The sequence below is a fragment of the Enterobacter sp. BWH52 genome (genome assembly GCF_001037565.1).
GTDB classification, from domain to species: Bacteria; Pseudomonadota; Gammaproteobacteria; order Enterobacterales; family Enterobacteriaceae; genus Enterobacter; species Enterobacter hormaechei_C.
Map to the genome: position 1 here is coordinate 1,364,918 of NZ_KQ089854.1, position 15,369 is coordinate 1,380,286.

The window sequence follows — 15,369 nt, forward strand, 5'->3', positions numbered from 1 at the left end:
AGCGCTCATTATGGCAGAAAAGTGCGGCTAACTGTATGACCCGATGGGTGTACGCTTTACATCACAGTTGCGTCTTTCTATATTCAAAAATCATCTGAAGATTCGTCGACGATAATGATATTTATAGAAAAAGCAGCCAGCCAGGCTGATGGGTGATGCGAAATGAGTAAAGCGGTTATCGCAATTCATGGCGGTGCCGGGGCAATCACCCGTGCACAGCTCAGTCCCGAGCAGGAGAAGCGTTATATCGATGCGCTGAACGCCATTGTGGAAACAGGCCAGCGGATGCTGGAAGCGGGCGACAGCGCGCTGGACGTGGTGACCGAAGCGGTGCGCCTGCTGGAGGAGTGTCCGCTGTTTAATGCCGGTATTGGCTCGGTCTTTACGCGCGATGAAACGCACGAGCTGGATGCCTGCGTGATGGACGGCGTCACCCTGAAAGCGGGCGCGGTAGCGGGCGTCAGCCGTCTGCGTAATCCGGTGCTGGCCGCGCGTCTGGTGATGGAACAAAGCCCGCATGTGCTGCTGGCCGGGGCGGGGGCGGAAAAATTTGCCGTCGAGCACGGGATGGACACGGTCTCGCCCGAGCTTTTTTCCACCGAGGAGCGTTACCGGCAACTGCTGGAGGCCCGTACAGCGGGGATGACGCAGCTGGACCATGCCGCGCCGCTCGATGAACGCAGCAAAATGGGCACGGTAGGCGCGGTGGCGCTGGATAAAGCCGGAAACCTCGCCGCCGCGACGTCGACAGGCGGCATGACCAACAAACTTCCCGGTCGCGTCGGCGACAGCCCGCTGCCGGGGGCCGGGTGTTACGCCAATAACGCCACCGCGGCGGTGTCATGCACCGGCACTGGCGAAGTGTTTATCCGCGCGCTGGCGGCCTACGACATTACCGCACTAATGGATTACGGCGGATTAAGCCTGAGTGAAGCCTGCGAGCGGGTAGTGATGGAGAAACTGCCGGCGCTGGGCGGGATTGGCGGCTTAATTGCGGTGGATCGGGAGGGCAACGTGGCTCTGCCGTTCAACAGTGAAGGGATGTACCGGGCGTGGGGGTATGCCGGCGATGCGCCCAGCACAGGCATTTATCGTGAATAAGGGGGCATTGCGTGCCGCACCGTGAAGAGCTGGACAACTGCGAAGTGCTGGCTGTCCACCAACTGAATATTGCGTTTCAGGAAGAGCGGCAGTTCATCCCCGCAGTACAGAATTTATCGTTTTCGCTCAGGCGCGGCGAGACGCTGGCGATTGTTGGCGAATCAGGTTCCGGTAAATCCGTTACCGCGCTGGCGCTGATGCGTCTGCTTGAGCAGACGGGCGGGCAGGTCACCAGCGAGCGGATGCTGTTGCGCCGTCGCAACCGTCAGGTTATCGATCTCAACGAGCTGAGCGCGTCCCGGATGCAGGGTGTGCGCGGGGCAGATATTGCGATGATTTTTCAGGAGCCGATGACCTCCCTGAACCCGGTTTTCCCGGTGGGCGAGCAGATTGCCGAATCTATCCGCCTGCATCAGGGACTGAGCGGTGATGAGGCGCTCAACGAAGCAAAACGGATGCTGGAGCTGGTGCGTATCCCTGAGGCGCACGCGATTTTGTCCCGCTACCCGCATCAGCTTTCCGGCGGCATGCGCCAGCGGGTGATGATTGCGATGGCGCTGTCGTGCCGTCCGGCGGTACTCATTGCGGACGAACCCACCACGGCGCTGGATGTCACCATTCAGGCCCAGATCCTGCAACTGATTAAGGTGTTGCAGCAGGAGATGGAGATGGGGGTGATTTTCATCACCCACGATATGGGGGTGGTGGCGGACATTGCCGATCGGGTGCTGGTTATGCATCAGGGCAATGCCGTGGAAACCGGCACGGTGGAGCAGGTCTTTCATGCGCCGGTGCATTCTTATACCAAAGCGCTGCTGGCGGCGGTCCCGCGTCTGGGGGCCATGAATGGCAGTGATTTTCCGCGCCGTTTTCCGCTGATCTCACAGACCGAACAGGGTAAGCAGGAAGACGAAACCGAGCAGGATACGGTGGTTCCCGGCAGGCCAATCCTCGAAGTGCGTGACCTGGTGACCCGTTTCCCGCTGCGTAGCGGGATCCTCAATCGCGTGAAGCGCGAAGTGCATGCGGTTGAAAACGTCAGTTTTGATCTCTGGCCGGGCGAAACGCTGGCGCTGGTGGGGGAGTCCGGCTGCGGTAAATCCACCACCGGACGGGCGCTGCTCAGGCTGGTGGCGTCGCAGGAGGGGAGCATCACCTTCAACGGTGAGCGCATCGACACGCTCCCTAACAGTAAATTGCAGGCGGTACGCCGGGATATTCAGTTTATATTCCAGGATCCTTATGCGTCGCTCGATCCGCGCCATACGGTGGGGTACTCGATTATGGAGCCGCTGCGGGTGCATAACCTGCTCGACGGTGAAGCCGCGCAGCGCCGCGTCGCGTGGCTGCTGGAGCGCGTGGGCCTGAAGCCGGAGCATGCCTGGCGTTATCCGCACGAATTTTCTGGCGGTCAGCGACAGCGTATCTGCATAGCCCGGGCATTAGCCCTGAATCCGAAGGTGGTGATTGCGGATGAGTCCGTGTCAGCGCTGGATGTCTCCATCCGCGCGCAAATCATCAATCTCCTGCTCGATTTACAGCGGGATTTAGGCATTGCGTTTCTGTTTATCTCCCACGATATGGCGGTGGTGGAGCGGATCAGCCATCGCGTGGCGGTGATGTACATGGGGCAAATAGTTGAAATCGGCCCCCGTCGGGCGGTGTTTGAAAACCCGCAGCACCCGTACACCCGCAAGCTGATGGCCGCCGTACCGGTTGCCGATCCTGAGCATCGTCACGCCCAGCGCGTGCTGTTGCAGGACGAAATGCCGAGCAATATTCGTAAACGGGGCGAAACCCTTGAGCGCGTGGCGCTGCGTGAGGTGGGTCCCGGTCATTTTGTCGCACCACCGCGTCAGGGCAATGCATTCTCGCGGTTATAACTTACAACAGGCAGGAGAACACAATGGTTCCTTTTGTTGCTGGTCAATGGCTGCTTGCCGCGAGCGTGACGGCTGCGCTGGCCGCCGCCCCCGCGTTCGCGGCGAAAGATGTGGTGGTGGCTGTGGGGTCTAACTTCACGACGCTGGATCCGTATGATGCTAACGACACCCTTTCTCAGGCGGTGGCAAAATCTTTCTACCAGGGGCTGTTCGGCCTGGACCGCGAGATGAAGCTGAAAAACGTGCTGGCGGAAGGCTATACCGTGTCGGACGATGGGCTGGTCTATACCGTTAAGCTCCGTACCGGCGTGAAGTTCCAGGACGGCACCGACTTCAACGCCGAGGCGGTTAAGATCAACCTGGACCGTGCCAGCAATCCGGAGAACGGCCTTAAGCGCTACAACCTGTATAAAAATATCGCCAGCACCGAGGCGGTTGACCCGGCGACGGTGAAGATCGTCCTGAAAGAGCCGTTCTCGGCGTTTATCAATATTCTGGCGCATCCCGCGACGGCGATGATTTCGCCCGCCGCCCTGAAAAAATACGGCAAAGAGATTGGCTTCCACCCGGTGGGAACCGGGCCGTACGAACTGCTTACCTGGAACCAGACCGATTTTGTGAAGGTGAAAAAATTCGCCGGATACTGGCAGCAGGGGCTGCCGAAGCTGGATACAATCACCTGGCGTCCGGTCGTGGACAACAATACCCGTGCCGCGATGTTGCAAACCGGCGAAGCGCAGTTTGCCTTCCCGATCCCTTACGAACAGGCGGCGCTGCTGGCGAAAAACAGCAAGCTGGAGCTGGTGGCCAGCCCGTCGATTATGCAGCGCTACATCAGCATGAACGTCACGCAGAAACCGTTCGATAACCCGAAGGTGCGCGAAGCCATCAACTACGCCATTAACCGTCAGGCGCTGGTGAAGGTGGCCTTTGCCGGTTACGCCACTCCCGCGACGGGCGTGATGCCGCCAGCCATCGAGTATGCGCAGAGCTACCAGCCATGGCCGTACGATCCGGCGAAAGCGCGGGAGCTGCTGAAAGAGGCGGGCTATCCGAACGGCTTTAGCACCACGCTGTGGTCGTCTCATAACCACAGTACCGCGCAGAAGGTGCTGCAATTTACCCAGCAGCAGCTGGCGCAGGTGGGCATTAAAGCCAGGGTCACGGCGATGGATGCCGGACAGCGAGCGGCGGAAGTAGAAGGCAAAGGGCAGAAAGAGAGCGGCGTGCGGATGTTCTACACCGGCTGGACGGCTTCAACCGGCGAAGCGGACTGGTCCCTGTCGCCGCTGTTCGCTTCCCAGAACTGGCCGCCAACGCTGTTCAATACCGCGTTCTACAGTAATCCGCAGGTGGATAAAGATCTGGCCGATGCCCTGAAAACCACCAAACCGGAAGAGAAAGCGCGCCTGTACAAAGAGGCGCAGGACATTATCTGGAAAGAGTCGCCGTGGGTGCCGCTGGTGGTGGAAAAACTGGTCTCAGCCCACAACAAAGCGCTGACCGGTTTTTACATCATGCCGGATACGGGCTTTAGCTTTGATGACGCGGATTTAAAATAAAACTCATGCTGAATTATGTGTGTAAACGCCTGCTGGGGCTTATCCCGACGCTGCTGATTGTGGCCGTGCTGGTGTTTTTGTTTGTCCATATGCTGCCCGGCGATCCGGCGCGTTTGATTGCCGGACCGGAAGCGGATGCGACGGTTATTGAACTGGTGCGTAAACAGCTCGGTCTTGACCAGCCGCTGTACAGGCAATTTCTGCGTTACATTGGCAATGTCCTTCAGGGCGATTTCGGCATCTCAATGGTGTCGCGTCGTCCGGTGTCGGAGGAGATTGCCAGCCGCTTTATGCCTACCTTCTGGTTAACGATTGCCAGTATGAGCTGGGCGGTTGTGTTTGGCCTGGGCGCGGGGATTGTCGCCGCCGTCTGGCGCAACCGCTGGCCGGATAAGCTCGGTATGGCGCTGGCGGTCACCGGCATCTCTTTCCCGGCGTTTGCGCTGGGCATGCTACTGATGCAGATTTTCTCCGTTGAGCTGGGCTGGTTGCCGACCGTCGGGGCCGACACCTGGAAGCACTACATTCTTCCCTCTATGACGCTTGGCGCGGCCGTTGCGGCGGTGATGGCCCGGTTTACCCGCGCCTCGTTTGTCGACGTGCTGAGCGAAGATTACATTCGCACCGCGCGGGCAAAAGGGGTGAGTGAGAAATGGGTCATTCTGAAGCATGGTTTTCGTAATGCGATGATACCGGTGGTCACGATGATGGGGCTACAGTTCGGCTTCCTGCTGGGCGGCTCTATTGTGGTTGAGAAGGTCTTCAACTGGCCGGGGCTGGGGCGCCTGCTGGTCGACTCGGTCGATATGCGTGACTATCCGGTCATTCAGGCTGAAGTCCTGCTTTTCTCGCTGGAGTTTATTCTTATCAACTTAGTGGTGGATGTGCTGTACGCCGCCATTAACCCGGCCATCAGGTATAAGTAAGATGCGATTACTGAACTGGCGTCGCCAGGCCATTTTAAACGCTATGCCGGGGATCAGGCCGGACCATATTCGCACCCCGTGGATTGAGTTCTGGCGTCGATTCCGTCGTCAGCCCGTCGCTATGGTCGCCGGGTTGTTTGTGTTACTGCTGATCCTGGTGGCGATTATCGCCCCCTGGTTAGCCCCGTTTGATGCGGAAAACTACTTCGATTACGACCGGCTGAACGATGGACCGTCGATGATGCACTGGTTTGGCGTGGACTCGCTCGGGCGCGATATTTTCAGCCGCGTGCTGGTAGGGGCGCAGATCTCGCTGGCGGCCGGGGTCTTTGCGGTGCTGATGGGCGCAGCAATTGGCACCGTGTTGGGGCTGGTGGCCGGGTACTACGAAGGCTGGTGGGACCGCATCATCATGCGTATCTGCGATGTGCTGTTTGCCTTTCCTGGTATTCTGCTGGCGATTGCCGTGGTGGCGGTGATGGGCAGCGGCATGGCGAACGTCATCATCGCCGTGGCGGTATTCTCGATTCCCGCTTTCGCGCGTCTGGTACGTGGCAACACGCTGGTGCTGAAGCAGCAGACATTTATCGAGTCGGCGCGCAGCATGGGAGCCAGCGATGCCACCATCCTGTTCAGCCATATTCTGCCGGGAACGGTCTCGTCTATCGTGGTCTATTTCACCATGCGCATAGGCGTGTCGATTATCTCGGCGGCCAGCCTGTCGTTTCTGGGGTTAGGCGCACAGCCGCCGACGCCGGAGTGGGGCGCGATGCTGAACGAGGCGCGGGCGGATATGGTGATTGCGCCACACGTGGCGATCTTCCCGAGCCTGGCGATTTTCCTGACCGTGCTGGCGTTTAATTTACTGGGGGATGGGCTGCGCGACGCGCTGGATCCGCGGATAAAAGGGTAGTGCTGTGGAATGTGCCGGGTGGCGGCGACGCCTTACCCGGCCTGGAACAGAGGCGTGGGGAGATTAAACCCGGCTGCCCCACAAATCATACTCGTCGGCGTTTTCGACCTTCACGCGAATAATATCGCCCGGCTTGACGTTGGTTTCGCCGTTCAGGTACACCGCGCCGTCGATTTCAGGCGCATCCGCCATGCTGCGGCCAATCGCGCCTTCTTCGTCCACTTCGTCGATAATCACCAGAATTTCGCGGCCCACTTTCTCCTGCAAGCGTTCAGCAGAGATCTGCTGTTGCAGCTGCATAAAGCGGTTCCAGCGCTCCTCTTTTACCTCTTCCGGTACCTGGTCCGCCAGCTCGTTGGCCGTTGCGCCTTCAACCGGGCTGTACTTGAAGCAGCCGACGCGATCCAGACGCGCCTCTTTCAGGAAGTCGAGCAGCATCTGGAAATCTTCTTCGGTTTCACCCGGGAAGCCGACAATAAAGGTGGAGCGCAGGGTAAGATCCGGGCAGATCTCACGCCACTGCTTGATGCGCGCCAGCTGGCGGTCAACGGAGCCAGGACGTTTCATCAGCTTCAGAATGCGCGGGCTGGCATGCTGTAGCGGGATATCCAGATACGGCAGGATTTTGCCTTCCGCCATCAGCGGGATCACATCGTCAACGTGCGGGTAAGGATAGACGTAGTGCAGGCGCGTCCAGATCCCGAGCTTAGCCAGCTGCTCGCACAGGCCGACCATGCTGGTTTTCACTGGCTCGCCGTTGTGGAAACCGGAACGGTGTTTAACGTCCACGCCGTAGGCGGAGGTGTCCTGGGAGATGACCAGCAGCTCCTTCACGCCCGCGTCGGCCAGGCGTTTGGCTTCTGCCAGCACCTCGCCAATCGGACGGCTCACCAGATCGCCACGCATCGACGGGATGATGCAGAAGGTGCAGCGATGGTTGCAGCCTTCGGAAATTTTCAGGTAGGCGTAGTGGCGCGGCGTCAGCTTCACGCCCTGTTCCGGCACCAGGCTCAGGAACGGGTTGTGCTTTGGTTTGGGGACGTAGTGATGAACATGTTCCAGCACCTGCTCGTAGCTGTGTGGACCGGTGATCTCCAGCACCTTCGGGTGCACTTCACGGATCTGGTCTTCTTTTGCGCCCAGGCAGCCGGTCACAATCACTTTGCCGTTTTCCGTCAGGGCTTCACCAATGGCTTCCAGGGATTCCTGAACCGCGCTGTCGATAAAGCCGCAGGTGTTGACGATCACCATGTCGGCGTTGTCGTAGCTTGGCACCACGTCATAGCCTTCAGTGCGAAGTTCAGTCAGGATGCGTTCGGAGTCCACCAGGTTCTTCGGGCAGCCCAGGGAGACAAAGCCGATTTTCGGCGGGTGCGTAACATTGCTCATAGGTTAAAAATTCATCAATTATGGAGTTATCAGGGCGGGATTTTACAGCGTATCGCAGGGGATTTATACACTCTTGATGGCGCAGTTGAGGCCGGCAATCGTTGTAACATTGTAAAGAATGTTAATCAGTTATCGTTTATTGATCCCAGGCATTACATTGTACAAAAAATGACCTTATTCTTAATGAGGTAACATGGCTGACAGAGGAGGAATAGCATGTCCGTTGACAGACTGAAACGCGATCTGCTTAACAAGCTGATCAACGCCCGAATCGACCTGGCTGCATATCTGCAACTCCGCAAGGCGAAAGGGTATATGTCAGTCAGCGAAAGCGAAAATCTGCGTGATAACTTCTTTGAACTTTGCAATTTCATGCGTGAAAAAGCACCCATCCTGAAAGCGCACTACGCTGAAAGCGAATTAGTGGCGCTGCGCCGCGCCGCCGAGGTGCTCTCCATCGCCGGGGTCTGTTTGATGAACGGACGTCACGACTGCCCGAATTTTATTGCCGTTAACGCGGAGAAGCTTGAAAACTGCCTGACCACGCTCGCGCTTTGCATCATGTGTCTGAACAAGCCGGAAACGCTTGCCCGGCACTGAACCCGGGGGAGGCAACTCCCCCTTCTGATTAAGCTTTTGTAAAAGTGGTAACGCACCCGGGAACAGTGGCTAATCTTTAAGCCATATGTCGATAAAGGAGTGCGTTATGCCTCGATCCTCGCTGATTTTCCTTCCAGTCTTGTTATTCCCGCTTTCACTGCTTGCAGCGCCTGAGACGGTTAAGGTCGACGTGCTACAGACAAAACTGGATCACCCCTGGTCGCTGGCGTTTCTGCCAGATAACAAGGGGCTGCTCATCACGCTCAAAGACGGGCAGCTTAAGCACTGGCAGGCAGGGAAAGGGCTCTCCGATCCGATTGTCGGCGTGCCGAAAGTGTGGGCGAGCGGCCAGGGCGGACTGCTGGACGTCGCGCTGGCCCCGGATTTTGCACAATCACGGCGGGTCTGGCTCAGCTTCGCCGAGGCAGGTAATGATGGCAAAGCGGGTACCGCGGTGGGCTACGGGCGGTTGAGCGATGACCTGTCGCGCATTGAGGGCTTCCAGGTGGTGTTCCGACAGATGCCGAAGCTCTCTACCGGCAACCACTTTGGCGGACGGCTGGTGTTCGACGGCAAAGGCCATCTTTTTATTGGCCTGGGTGAAAACAACCAGCGCCCGACGGCGCAGGATCTGGACAAGCTTCAGGGCAAGGTGGTGCGCCTGACGGAGGACGGAAAAGTGCCACCGGATAATCCGTTTGTGAACACCGCCGGTGCGCGCCCGGAAATCTGGTCCTATGGCATTCGCAACCCGCAGGGAATGGCGATGAACCCGTGGAGTGACACGCTGTGGCTCAACGAACACGGACCACGCGGTGGGGATGAGGTTAACATTCCTGAGAAGGGCAAAAACTACGGCTGGCCCCTGGCGACGCACGGGATCAATTACAGCGGCCTGAAAATCCCGGAAGCGAAAGGCGAGCACGTTGAGGGCACTGAAAAACCGCTGTTTGTCTGGAAAGTGTCGCCCGCCGTCAGCGGCATGGCGTTCTACAACAGCGACGTCTTCCCGCAGTGGAAAAAAAAGCTGTTTATCGGCGCGCTGAAGGAGAAAGACGTCATCGTGCTGAGCGTGAAGGGCAATAGCGTGACGGAGGATGGGCGAATTCTTGGGGATAAAGATCAGCGTATCCGCGATGTGCGCGTCGGGCCGGATGGTTATCTGTACGTGCTGACCGACGAGACGGACGGGCAGCTTTGGAAAGTCAGCCCGTCCGGGTCGTAATCAGGTCACCGGGATCATCACCACGTTGCGATACGCCGGGCGCTCGCTGAGCTGCTGGATCCAGCGCTCAAGGTGAGGGCGCGGGGTCCAGCTGAGACCCATGTTAGTGAGGTTCCAGACGAAGGGGGCGACGGCGATATCGCCCACGCCGAACGTGTCGCCGGAGAACCAGGTATGCTTCGCCAGTTCGTCGTCCATCATCGCAAACAGCGACTCACACGCATCCTGGGCGGCATGAATGGCGGGATAATCACGATCGGCTTCCGGCGTACGGATAAGCCCCATCAGGATCACGCGGTGCGTGGGGGAAAGCGTCTGGTTTGCCCAGTCCATCCATTTTTCGCCCTGCGCGCGCTGGGCCGGATTTTCAACCCACAGGCGACCCTGGCCGTACTGCGCGGCGAGATAACGCACAATGGTATTGGACTCCCACAGCGTGGCGTCTGTCTCGTCATCGCGCAGCAACGGCACCAGCCCGTTTGGGTTCATCGCCAGATAGTCGGCGTCTTTATTCACCCCGAACGCCATGCCAGCCATAATTTGGTTGAACGGTAAATCCAGCTCCTCCAGCGTCCAGAGCACTTTCTTCACGTTAGTCGAATTGTTCCTGCCCCACAGCGTAATCATATTTACTCCCGATGAGATGTGAATCCGAGTCAGCTTTTCGCCATGGTGAGATAAACCTAACAATTACGCAACAGATGCTAAAAAAAACGCCGCAATCAAAGCGTATCTGAATGTTATTGCATAAACTTTAAAAACTTTACCTGGAACAGGTTTCTTTGAAGGCTGTAGTGCGCTATTACTCATCGCTTCTTGCGACACGGTGATTGTGACGTGATTTTTAGAATGGACACTCGGGTGGCATTTATGACGCAAAAAACTTCTTCTCTGCGCAGCCTGGCGGCAGGCTCGGCGCTGCTTTTCCTTTTTGCCCCAACGCTTCATGCGGCGGAACAGACTGCGCCCGAAGCGCCGCCTGTTGATGCGCGCGCCTGGATCCTGATGGATTACGCCAGCGGGAAAGTGCTGGCGGAAGGTAACGCCGACGAAAAACTCGACCCGGCGAGCCTGACGAAAATTATGACCAGCTATGTGGTCGGCCAGGCGTTGAAAGCGGGCAAGATCAAGCTGAATGACATGGTCACCGTCGGGAAAGATGCCTGGGCGACCGGTAACCCGGCGCTGCGCGGCTCGTCCGTGATGTTCCTGAAGCCCGGTGATCAGGTCTCCGTTTCCGATCTGAATAAAGGGGTCATTATTCAGTCGGGAAATGATGCCTGTATTGCGCTGGCCGATTACGTCGCGGGCAGTCAGGACTCATTTATTGGGCTGATGAATGGCTACGCGAAAAAACTGGGTCTGAACAATACCACCTTTAAAACCGTTCACGGCCTGGATGCGCCGGGTCAGTTCAGTACCGCGCGCGATATGGCGCTGCTGGGCAAAGCGCTGATCCATGACGTTCCGGATGAGTACGCCATCCATAAAGAGAAAGAGTTTACCTTCAATAATATTCGCCAGCCTAACCGTAACCGCCTGCTCTGGAGCAGTAACGTTAACGTGGACGGCATGAAAACCGGTACAACTGCCGGGGCCGGATACAACCTGGTGGCTTCTGCGACGCAGGGCGATATGCGCCTGATCTCGGTGGTGCTGGGCACGAAAACCGACCGCATTCGTTTTAACGAGTCAGAAAAACTGCTGACCTGGGGTTTCCGCTTCTTTGAAACCGTCACGCCGATTAAGCCGGACGCCACCTTCGTCAGCCAGCGCGTCTGGTTTGGTGATAAAAGTGAAGTAAACCTGGGGGCAGGTGAAGCGGGGTCCGTCACCATTCCGCGCGGCCAGCTGAAAAACCTGAAAGCGAGCTATACCCTGACCGAGCCACAGCTGACCGCGCCGTTAAAAAAAGGCCAGGTGGTCGGGACGATAGATTTCCAGCTTAACGGCAAATCCATTGAGCAGCGTCCGCTGGTGGTAATGGAAGCGGTGGAAGAGGGCGGCTTCTTCAGCCGGATATGGGACTTTGTGTTAATGAAATTCCACGGCTGGTTTGGCAGCTGGTTCAGCTAAGTTTTTGCCGGGTGGCGCTGCGCTTACCCGGCCTACGTTCGAGCCGTTGTAGGCCGGGTAAGGCGAAGCCGCCACCCGGCATAACCTCAATACATCAACTTCACCTGCTGCGCTTTCGCGTATGCCACCAGCTCGTCATCCGGGCGGCAATCACTGACGATGGCGTCAAATCGCGACAGTTCACCCATCCTTGCCGGACGGACCTTGCCAAATTTACTGTGATCAACCACCAGCACATGCTGCTGTGCGGCGTTGAGCGCCCACTGTTTCACCGGTAACTCTTCAAGATTAAAACAGGTTGCCCCCTGTTTCACATTCACGCCCGCCGCAGAGTAAAAGGCGATATCCGGGCATACATTGCTCAGCGTGTCCTGAATATTCAGCGGTTTGAAAATGGCGTTGCTGGCATGAAATTCGCCGCCACACAAAATCACCCGGCACGCCGGTTTCTCCTGCAAGGCAAGGAAGGTGTTTAGCGAATAACAGACGGCGGTAAAGGGAACGGTGCTGTCGATGGCCTCGATGATCCACGGGGTTGTCGTACCGCAGTCAAAAAAAAGCGTTTGATGCGGCTGCACCAGCGAGGCGGCGAGCCGCGCGGCTTTGCGCTTCTCCTCCACCAGGCGTGTTTTTTGATCGCTTAACAGATAATGGCTGGCGCTACGCGGCTCCAGAACAATATACCCGCCAAGCAGCACAACGGGGGCGCTGTCGCTGTTCAGATCGCGACGAATGGTCATTTCAGACACGCCAAGCAGGGTAGCGGCTTCCTTAAGATGCAGCTTATCGCTGCGCTTCAGCGCCTGGAGCAGCTGAGCAATGCGGTCATCGCGACGTGTTTCCATAGATCCTCGGGCTAAAAAAGTGAGCCCCCGCAGGGCGGGGGCTCAAGTGTAACCTGACGGACCGGGGTTAGTCACGTATCCAGCCTTTGCGGATCGGAAGGGCAAACAGAACGCGATAGGCCTGTGATAATCCACGATAAAGCGCCGGACCAAAGAGGCTCCACAGGATGGCTGCGCTGATGCAGCCCATCAGTCCCACCAGGAAACCGCCGACCATATCCAGCGGCCAGTGCACGCCCAGGTAGACGCGGGACCAGGCGATGGCGACCGCCACGCCCATCAGCACTACGCCGGACCACAGGCGATGCCAGAACAGGAAGGCCAGCGCAAAGGTGAAGATCACCGTGCCGTGATCGCTCGGGAACGAGTCGTCCGGCGCATGGTGCAGGAAGTTGTAGCCGACGCGATCGACAAACGGACGATCGTGTGGGAAGGCGTGGCCCAGCACGTAGCTTGCCAGCACGCTGACGCCGATCGCCATCGCCATTTTGATCACCAGATGGCGCTGGGCGGTGACCTGTGTACGAGGTCCCCATAACCAGAGGATCACCGCCAGCGCCGGTACGATGCTGATCACATCTTTCGCAATGAAGGTGGCGAGATCGATCATCCATTCCGGTGACGACGGCGTGGCGTTGAGCAGGTAAAACAGTTCGTAGTTCAGATTTTCTAACATAATCTCGTTACTCTTTAGCAAACCAGGCGGAAACCAGCCCGTAAACCAGCACCTGGGAAAACCAGACCCACCACCCGGCCCACAGGTTGTGAGAGAAAAAATGCGCGCCGCGCATGACCTGCCCGAATCCCATCAGCAGCCCCATAACAACGCCCAACGCGACAAAGGTCCAGGCCAGGCGTGGACGTTCACGCCAGAAGGCAAAAAACAGCCCCATCACCATAAACCCGCTTGAGGCGTGGCCGCCGGGAAAGCAGCGTCCCGGTCCGCTGTCTGCCGGAATCGCGCTGAACAGGGGATACGAGACGGCTTTGCCGCCATACTCCACCAGATCCCACGGACAGCTGTGGTGGCTCATGCTTTTCAGGGCTCCTACAACGAGCGCGCCCAGACTCATCAGAAGCGCGGCTGTCACCAGCCGGGCATTGCGTCTGTAAGTCCCGTAAACCAGCGCGATGACGGCCAGGGCAATGGCCACATATTTCGCCAGCCGATGGTTGAGCAGATCCAGCAGCGGATTTTGCTGTAGCGGGAAATGATGCGTCGCCGCGTCATACCAGAAGCCGGTGATCCATCGGTCAAGCGATTCATCGCGCGAAAGCCAGGTAAAAAGCAGCGCAAGGACGATCAGCACGAAAAGCTGATAACCATAAAAGCGGGCAGGCAAACGGTAAAGGCGTTTTGTCTTATTTGTCGGTAACTTAGATAATTCTGAAGGGCTGACGGCGTGTGTCATAGTTTCGGTCAATAACGTGAAATAGCACTATCATAAGGAGGGCAACTTAAGGAAACCTTAAACAACAACGATAAGTGCGTTATTTCTGTTTTTTCACGTTAATTTGCTATCTCAGACAGCGGCAATTCATTACACTCATCGCGATTTTTTCATATTAAAGATATTGCATGATAAACCGTTCTTCTTCCGGTAATCGTCTGGGTCGTCAGGCGTTACTTTTTCCTCTGTGTCTGGTGCTTTACGAATTCTCTACCTACATCGGCAACGACATGATCCAGCCAGGCATGCTGGCTGTGGTTGAGCAGTACAACGCAGGTATTGAGTGGGTACCTACATCGATGACCGCCTATCTCGCGGGCGGCATGTTTTTACAGTGGCTTTTAGGGCCGCTGTCGGATCGTATTGGCCGCCGCCCGGTGATGCTGACGGGCGTGGTATGGTTTATCGTCACCTGTCTCGCCACGCTGCTGGCGCAGAACATTGAGCAGTTCACGTTGCTGCGTTTTCTTCAGGGCGTGAGCCTGTGCTTTATTGGTGCCGTGGGCTACGCCGCTATTCAGGAGTCGTTTGAGGAGGCGGTATGTATCAAAATTACCGCGCTGATGGCGAACGTGGCGCTGATTGCACCGCTTCTGGGGCCGCTGGTGGGAGCCGCATGGGTCCACGTCGCGCCGTGGGAAGGGATGTTCGTGCTCTTTGCCGCGCTTGCGGCCATCTCTTTCTTTGGTCTGCACCGTGCGATGCCGGAGACCGCCACCCGCCTGGGCGAAAAGCTCTCGCTTAAAGAGCTGGGGCGTGACTATAAGGCGGTGCTGCAAAATGGCCGTTTCGTCGCGGGCGCACTGGCGACGGGCTTTGTCAGCCTGCCGCTGCTGGCGTGGATTGCCCAGTCGCCGGTCATTATCATCAGCGGCGAACAGCTTAGCAGCTATGAGTATGGCCTGTTACAGGTGCCGATTTTTGGCGCGCTGATTATCGGTAACCTGGTGCTGGCGCGTCTGACGTCACGCCGTACCGTGCGTTCGCTGATTATTATGGGCGGTTGGCCCATAGCGGCAGGGCTGATTATCGCGGCGGTGGCGACCGTAGCCTCGTCTCATGCGTACCTGTGGATGACGGCGGGGCTGAGCATTTACGCGTTTGGTATCGGCGTGGCGAATGCCGGTCTGGTACGCCTGACGCTGTTCGCCAGTGAAATGAGTAAAGGCACGGTCTCTGCCGCGATGGGGATGCTGCAAATGCTGATTTTCACCGTCGGAATTGAGGTGAGCAAGCATGCTTATGCTTTCGGCGGTAACGGGCTGTTCAGCCTGTTCAACCTCGCCAACGGCGTGCTGTGGATTGCCCTGATGGTGGTATTCCTGAAAGACAAACGCGTCGGAAACGCCCTGCAACCGTAATCCTTATCCCCTCTCCCCCCTGGGCGAGCTCGGGACA

Annotated in this window: 14 protein-coding genes; 9 read left to right on the forward strand and 5 right to left on the reverse strand. The window is 57.6% G+C overall.

All coding sequences use genetic code 11. The features are described from left to right. Positions 1-162 precede the first annotated feature (162 nt). The 5 genes from iaaA to gsiD are packed head-to-tail and all read left to right on the forward strand — an operon-like array spanning position 163 to position 6,385. Positions 163-1,101 carry a beta-aspartyl-peptidase gene (iaaA, locus tag SK47_RS06390; protein ID WP_023315701.1) on the forward strand — a complete coding sequence of 313 codons (939 nt, stop codon included), beginning with the start codon at positions 163-165 and terminating at the stop codon, positions 1,099-1,101. An 11-nt stretch (positions 1,102-1,112) separates the two neighbouring features. Beyond that, on the forward strand, positions 1,113-2,984 hold the full coding sequence (gene gsiA / locus SK47_RS06395) for a glutathione ABC transporter ATP-binding protein GsiA (RefSeq protein ID WP_048209045.1): 1,872 nt from the start codon (positions 1,113-1,115) through the stop codon (positions 2,982-2,984). A 23-nt stretch (positions 2,985-3,007) separates the two neighbouring features. Beyond that, on the forward strand, positions 3,008-4,546 hold the full coding sequence (gene gsiB, locus SK47_RS06400) for a glutathione ABC transporter substrate-binding protein GsiB (protein ID WP_048243666.1): 1,539 nt from the start codon (positions 3,008-3,010) through the stop codon (positions 4,544-4,546). Between the two features lie 5 nt (positions 4,547-4,551). Next, positions 4,552-5,472, forward strand: coding sequence for a glutathione ABC transporter permease GsiC (gene gsiC / locus SK47_RS06405; protein WP_006809475.1), 921 nt, complete (start codon positions 4,552-4,554; stop codon positions 5,470-5,472). Between the two features lies 1 nt (position 5,473). Then, on the forward strand, positions 5,474-6,385 hold the full coding sequence (gene gsiD / locus SK47_RS06410; protein ID WP_003858425.1) for a glutathione ABC transporter permease GsiD: 912 nt from the start codon (positions 5,474-5,476) through the stop codon (positions 6,383-6,385). A 63-nt stretch (positions 6,386-6,448) separates the two neighbouring features. Here gsiD and rimO read toward each other — a convergent pair whose 3' ends face one another. After that, a complete protein-coding gene (gene rimO / locus SK47_RS06415; protein WP_022650675.1) occupies positions 6,449-7,774 on the reverse strand; it encodes a 30S ribosomal protein S12 methylthiotransferase RimO in 1,326 nt (441 codons plus the stop codon). Between the two features lie 216 nt (positions 7,775-7,990). Between rimO and bssR the strand changes: the two genes are divergently transcribed. Continuing rightward, the gene (gene bssR / locus SK47_RS06420) at positions 7,991-8,374 is read left to right on the forward strand and encodes a biofilm formation regulator BssR (RefSeq protein ID WP_003858412.1); all 384 of its coding nucleotides are present in this window, start codon (positions 7,991-7,993) and stop codon (positions 8,372-8,374) included. Positions 8,375-8,480: 106 nt separating this feature from the next. Further along, on the forward strand, positions 8,481-9,599 hold the full coding sequence (locus SK47_RS06425) for a PQQ-dependent sugar dehydrogenase (RefSeq protein WP_048243667.1): 1,119 nt from the start codon (positions 8,481-8,483) through the stop codon (positions 9,597-9,599). Here the strand turns inward: SK47_RS06425 and SK47_RS06430 are convergent, their stop codons facing one another. Continuing rightward, a complete protein-coding gene (locus SK47_RS06430; protein ID WP_003858411.1) occupies positions 9,600-10,226 on the reverse strand; it encodes a glutathione S-transferase family protein in 627 nt (208 codons plus the stop codon). A gap of 243 nt (positions 10,227-10,469) precedes the next feature. Between SK47_RS06430 and dacC the strand changes: the two genes are divergently transcribed. Next, on the forward strand, positions 10,470-11,675 hold the full coding sequence (gene dacC, locus SK47_RS06435; RefSeq protein WP_048245041.1) for a serine-type D-Ala-D-Ala carboxypeptidase: 1,206 nt from the start codon (positions 10,470-10,472) through the stop codon (positions 11,673-11,675). 86 nt (positions 11,676-11,761) lie between these two features. On the opposite strand, the gene deoR is transcribed toward dacC, so the two are convergent. The 3 genes from deoR to SK47_RS06450 all read right to left on the reverse strand — a co-directional run bounded on the left by deoR (position 11,762) and on the right by SK47_RS06450 (position 13,932). After that, complete coding sequence (deoR, locus tag SK47_RS06440; RefSeq protein WP_022650678.1) at positions 11,762-12,520, reverse strand: DNA-binding transcriptional repressor DeoR; 759 nt, start codon at positions 12,518-12,520, stop codon at positions 11,762-11,764. 67 nt (positions 12,521-12,587) lie between these two features. Then, positions 12,588-13,196 carry an undecaprenyl-diphosphate phosphatase gene (gene ybjG, locus SK47_RS06445; protein ID WP_048243669.1) on the reverse strand — a complete coding sequence of 203 codons (609 nt, stop codon included), beginning with the start codon at positions 13,194-13,196 and terminating at the stop codon, positions 12,588-12,590. Between the two features lie 7 nt (positions 13,197-13,203). After that, positions 13,204-13,932 carry a phosphatase PAP2 family protein gene (locus SK47_RS06450; protein WP_048243671.1) on the reverse strand — a complete coding sequence of 243 codons (729 nt, stop codon included), beginning with the start codon at positions 13,930-13,932 and terminating at the stop codon, positions 13,204-13,206. A gap of 167 nt (positions 13,933-14,099) precedes the next feature. Between SK47_RS06450 and SK47_RS06455 the strand changes: the two genes are divergently transcribed. Further along, positions 14,100-15,332 carry an MFS transporter gene (locus tag SK47_RS06455; RefSeq protein WP_045142266.1) on the forward strand — a complete coding sequence of 411 codons (1,233 nt, stop codon included), beginning with the start codon at positions 14,100-14,102 and terminating at the stop codon, positions 15,330-15,332. The last annotated feature ends 37 nt before the right edge of the window (positions 15,333-15,369 follow it).

Coding starts and splice junctions, on each gene's coding strand:
- dacC (WP_048245041.1), top strand. CDS start 10,470: ATGACGCAAAAAACTTCTTCTCTGCGCAGCCTGGCGGCAGGCTCGGCG.
- gsiC (WP_006809475.1), top strand. CDS start 4,552: ATGCTGAATTATGTGTGTAAACGCCTGCTGGGGCTTATCCCGACGCTG.
- SK47_RS06430 (WP_003858411.1), bottom strand. CDS start 10,226: ATGATTACGCTGTGGGGCAGGAACAATTCGACTAACGTGAAGAAAGTG.
- gsiD (WP_003858425.1), top strand. CDS start 5,474: ATGCGATTACTGAACTGGCGTCGCCAGGCCATTTTAAACGCTATGCCG.
- ybjG (WP_048243669.1), bottom strand. CDS start 13,196: ATGTTAGAAAATCTGAACTACGAACTGTTTTACCTGCTCAACGCCACG.
- SK47_RS06455 (WP_045142266.1), top strand. CDS start 14,100: ATGATAAACCGTTCTTCTTCCGGTAATCGTCTGGGTCGTCAGGCGTTA.
- gsiB (WP_048243666.1), top strand. CDS start 3,008: ATGGTTCCTTTTGTTGCTGGTCAATGGCTGCTTGCCGCGAGCGTGACG.
- iaaA (WP_023315701.1), top strand. CDS start 163: ATGAGTAAAGCGGTTATCGCAATTCATGGCGGTGCCGGGGCAATCACC.
- SK47_RS06425 (WP_048243667.1), top strand. CDS start 8,481: ATGCCTCGATCCTCGCTGATTTTCCTTCCAGTCTTGTTATTCCCGCTT.
- rimO (WP_022650675.1), bottom strand. CDS start 7,774: ATGAGCAATGTTACGCACCCGCCGAAAATCGGCTTTGTCTCCCTGGGC.
- bssR (WP_003858412.1), top strand. CDS start 7,991: ATGTCCGTTGACAGACTGAAACGCGATCTGCTTAACAAGCTGATCAAC.
- deoR (WP_022650678.1), bottom strand. CDS start 12,520: ATGGAAACACGTCGCGATGACCGCATTGCTCAGCTGCTCCAGGCGCTG.
- SK47_RS06450 (WP_048243671.1), bottom strand. CDS start 13,932: ATGACACACGCCGTCAGCCCTTCAGAATTATCTAAGTTACCGACAAAT.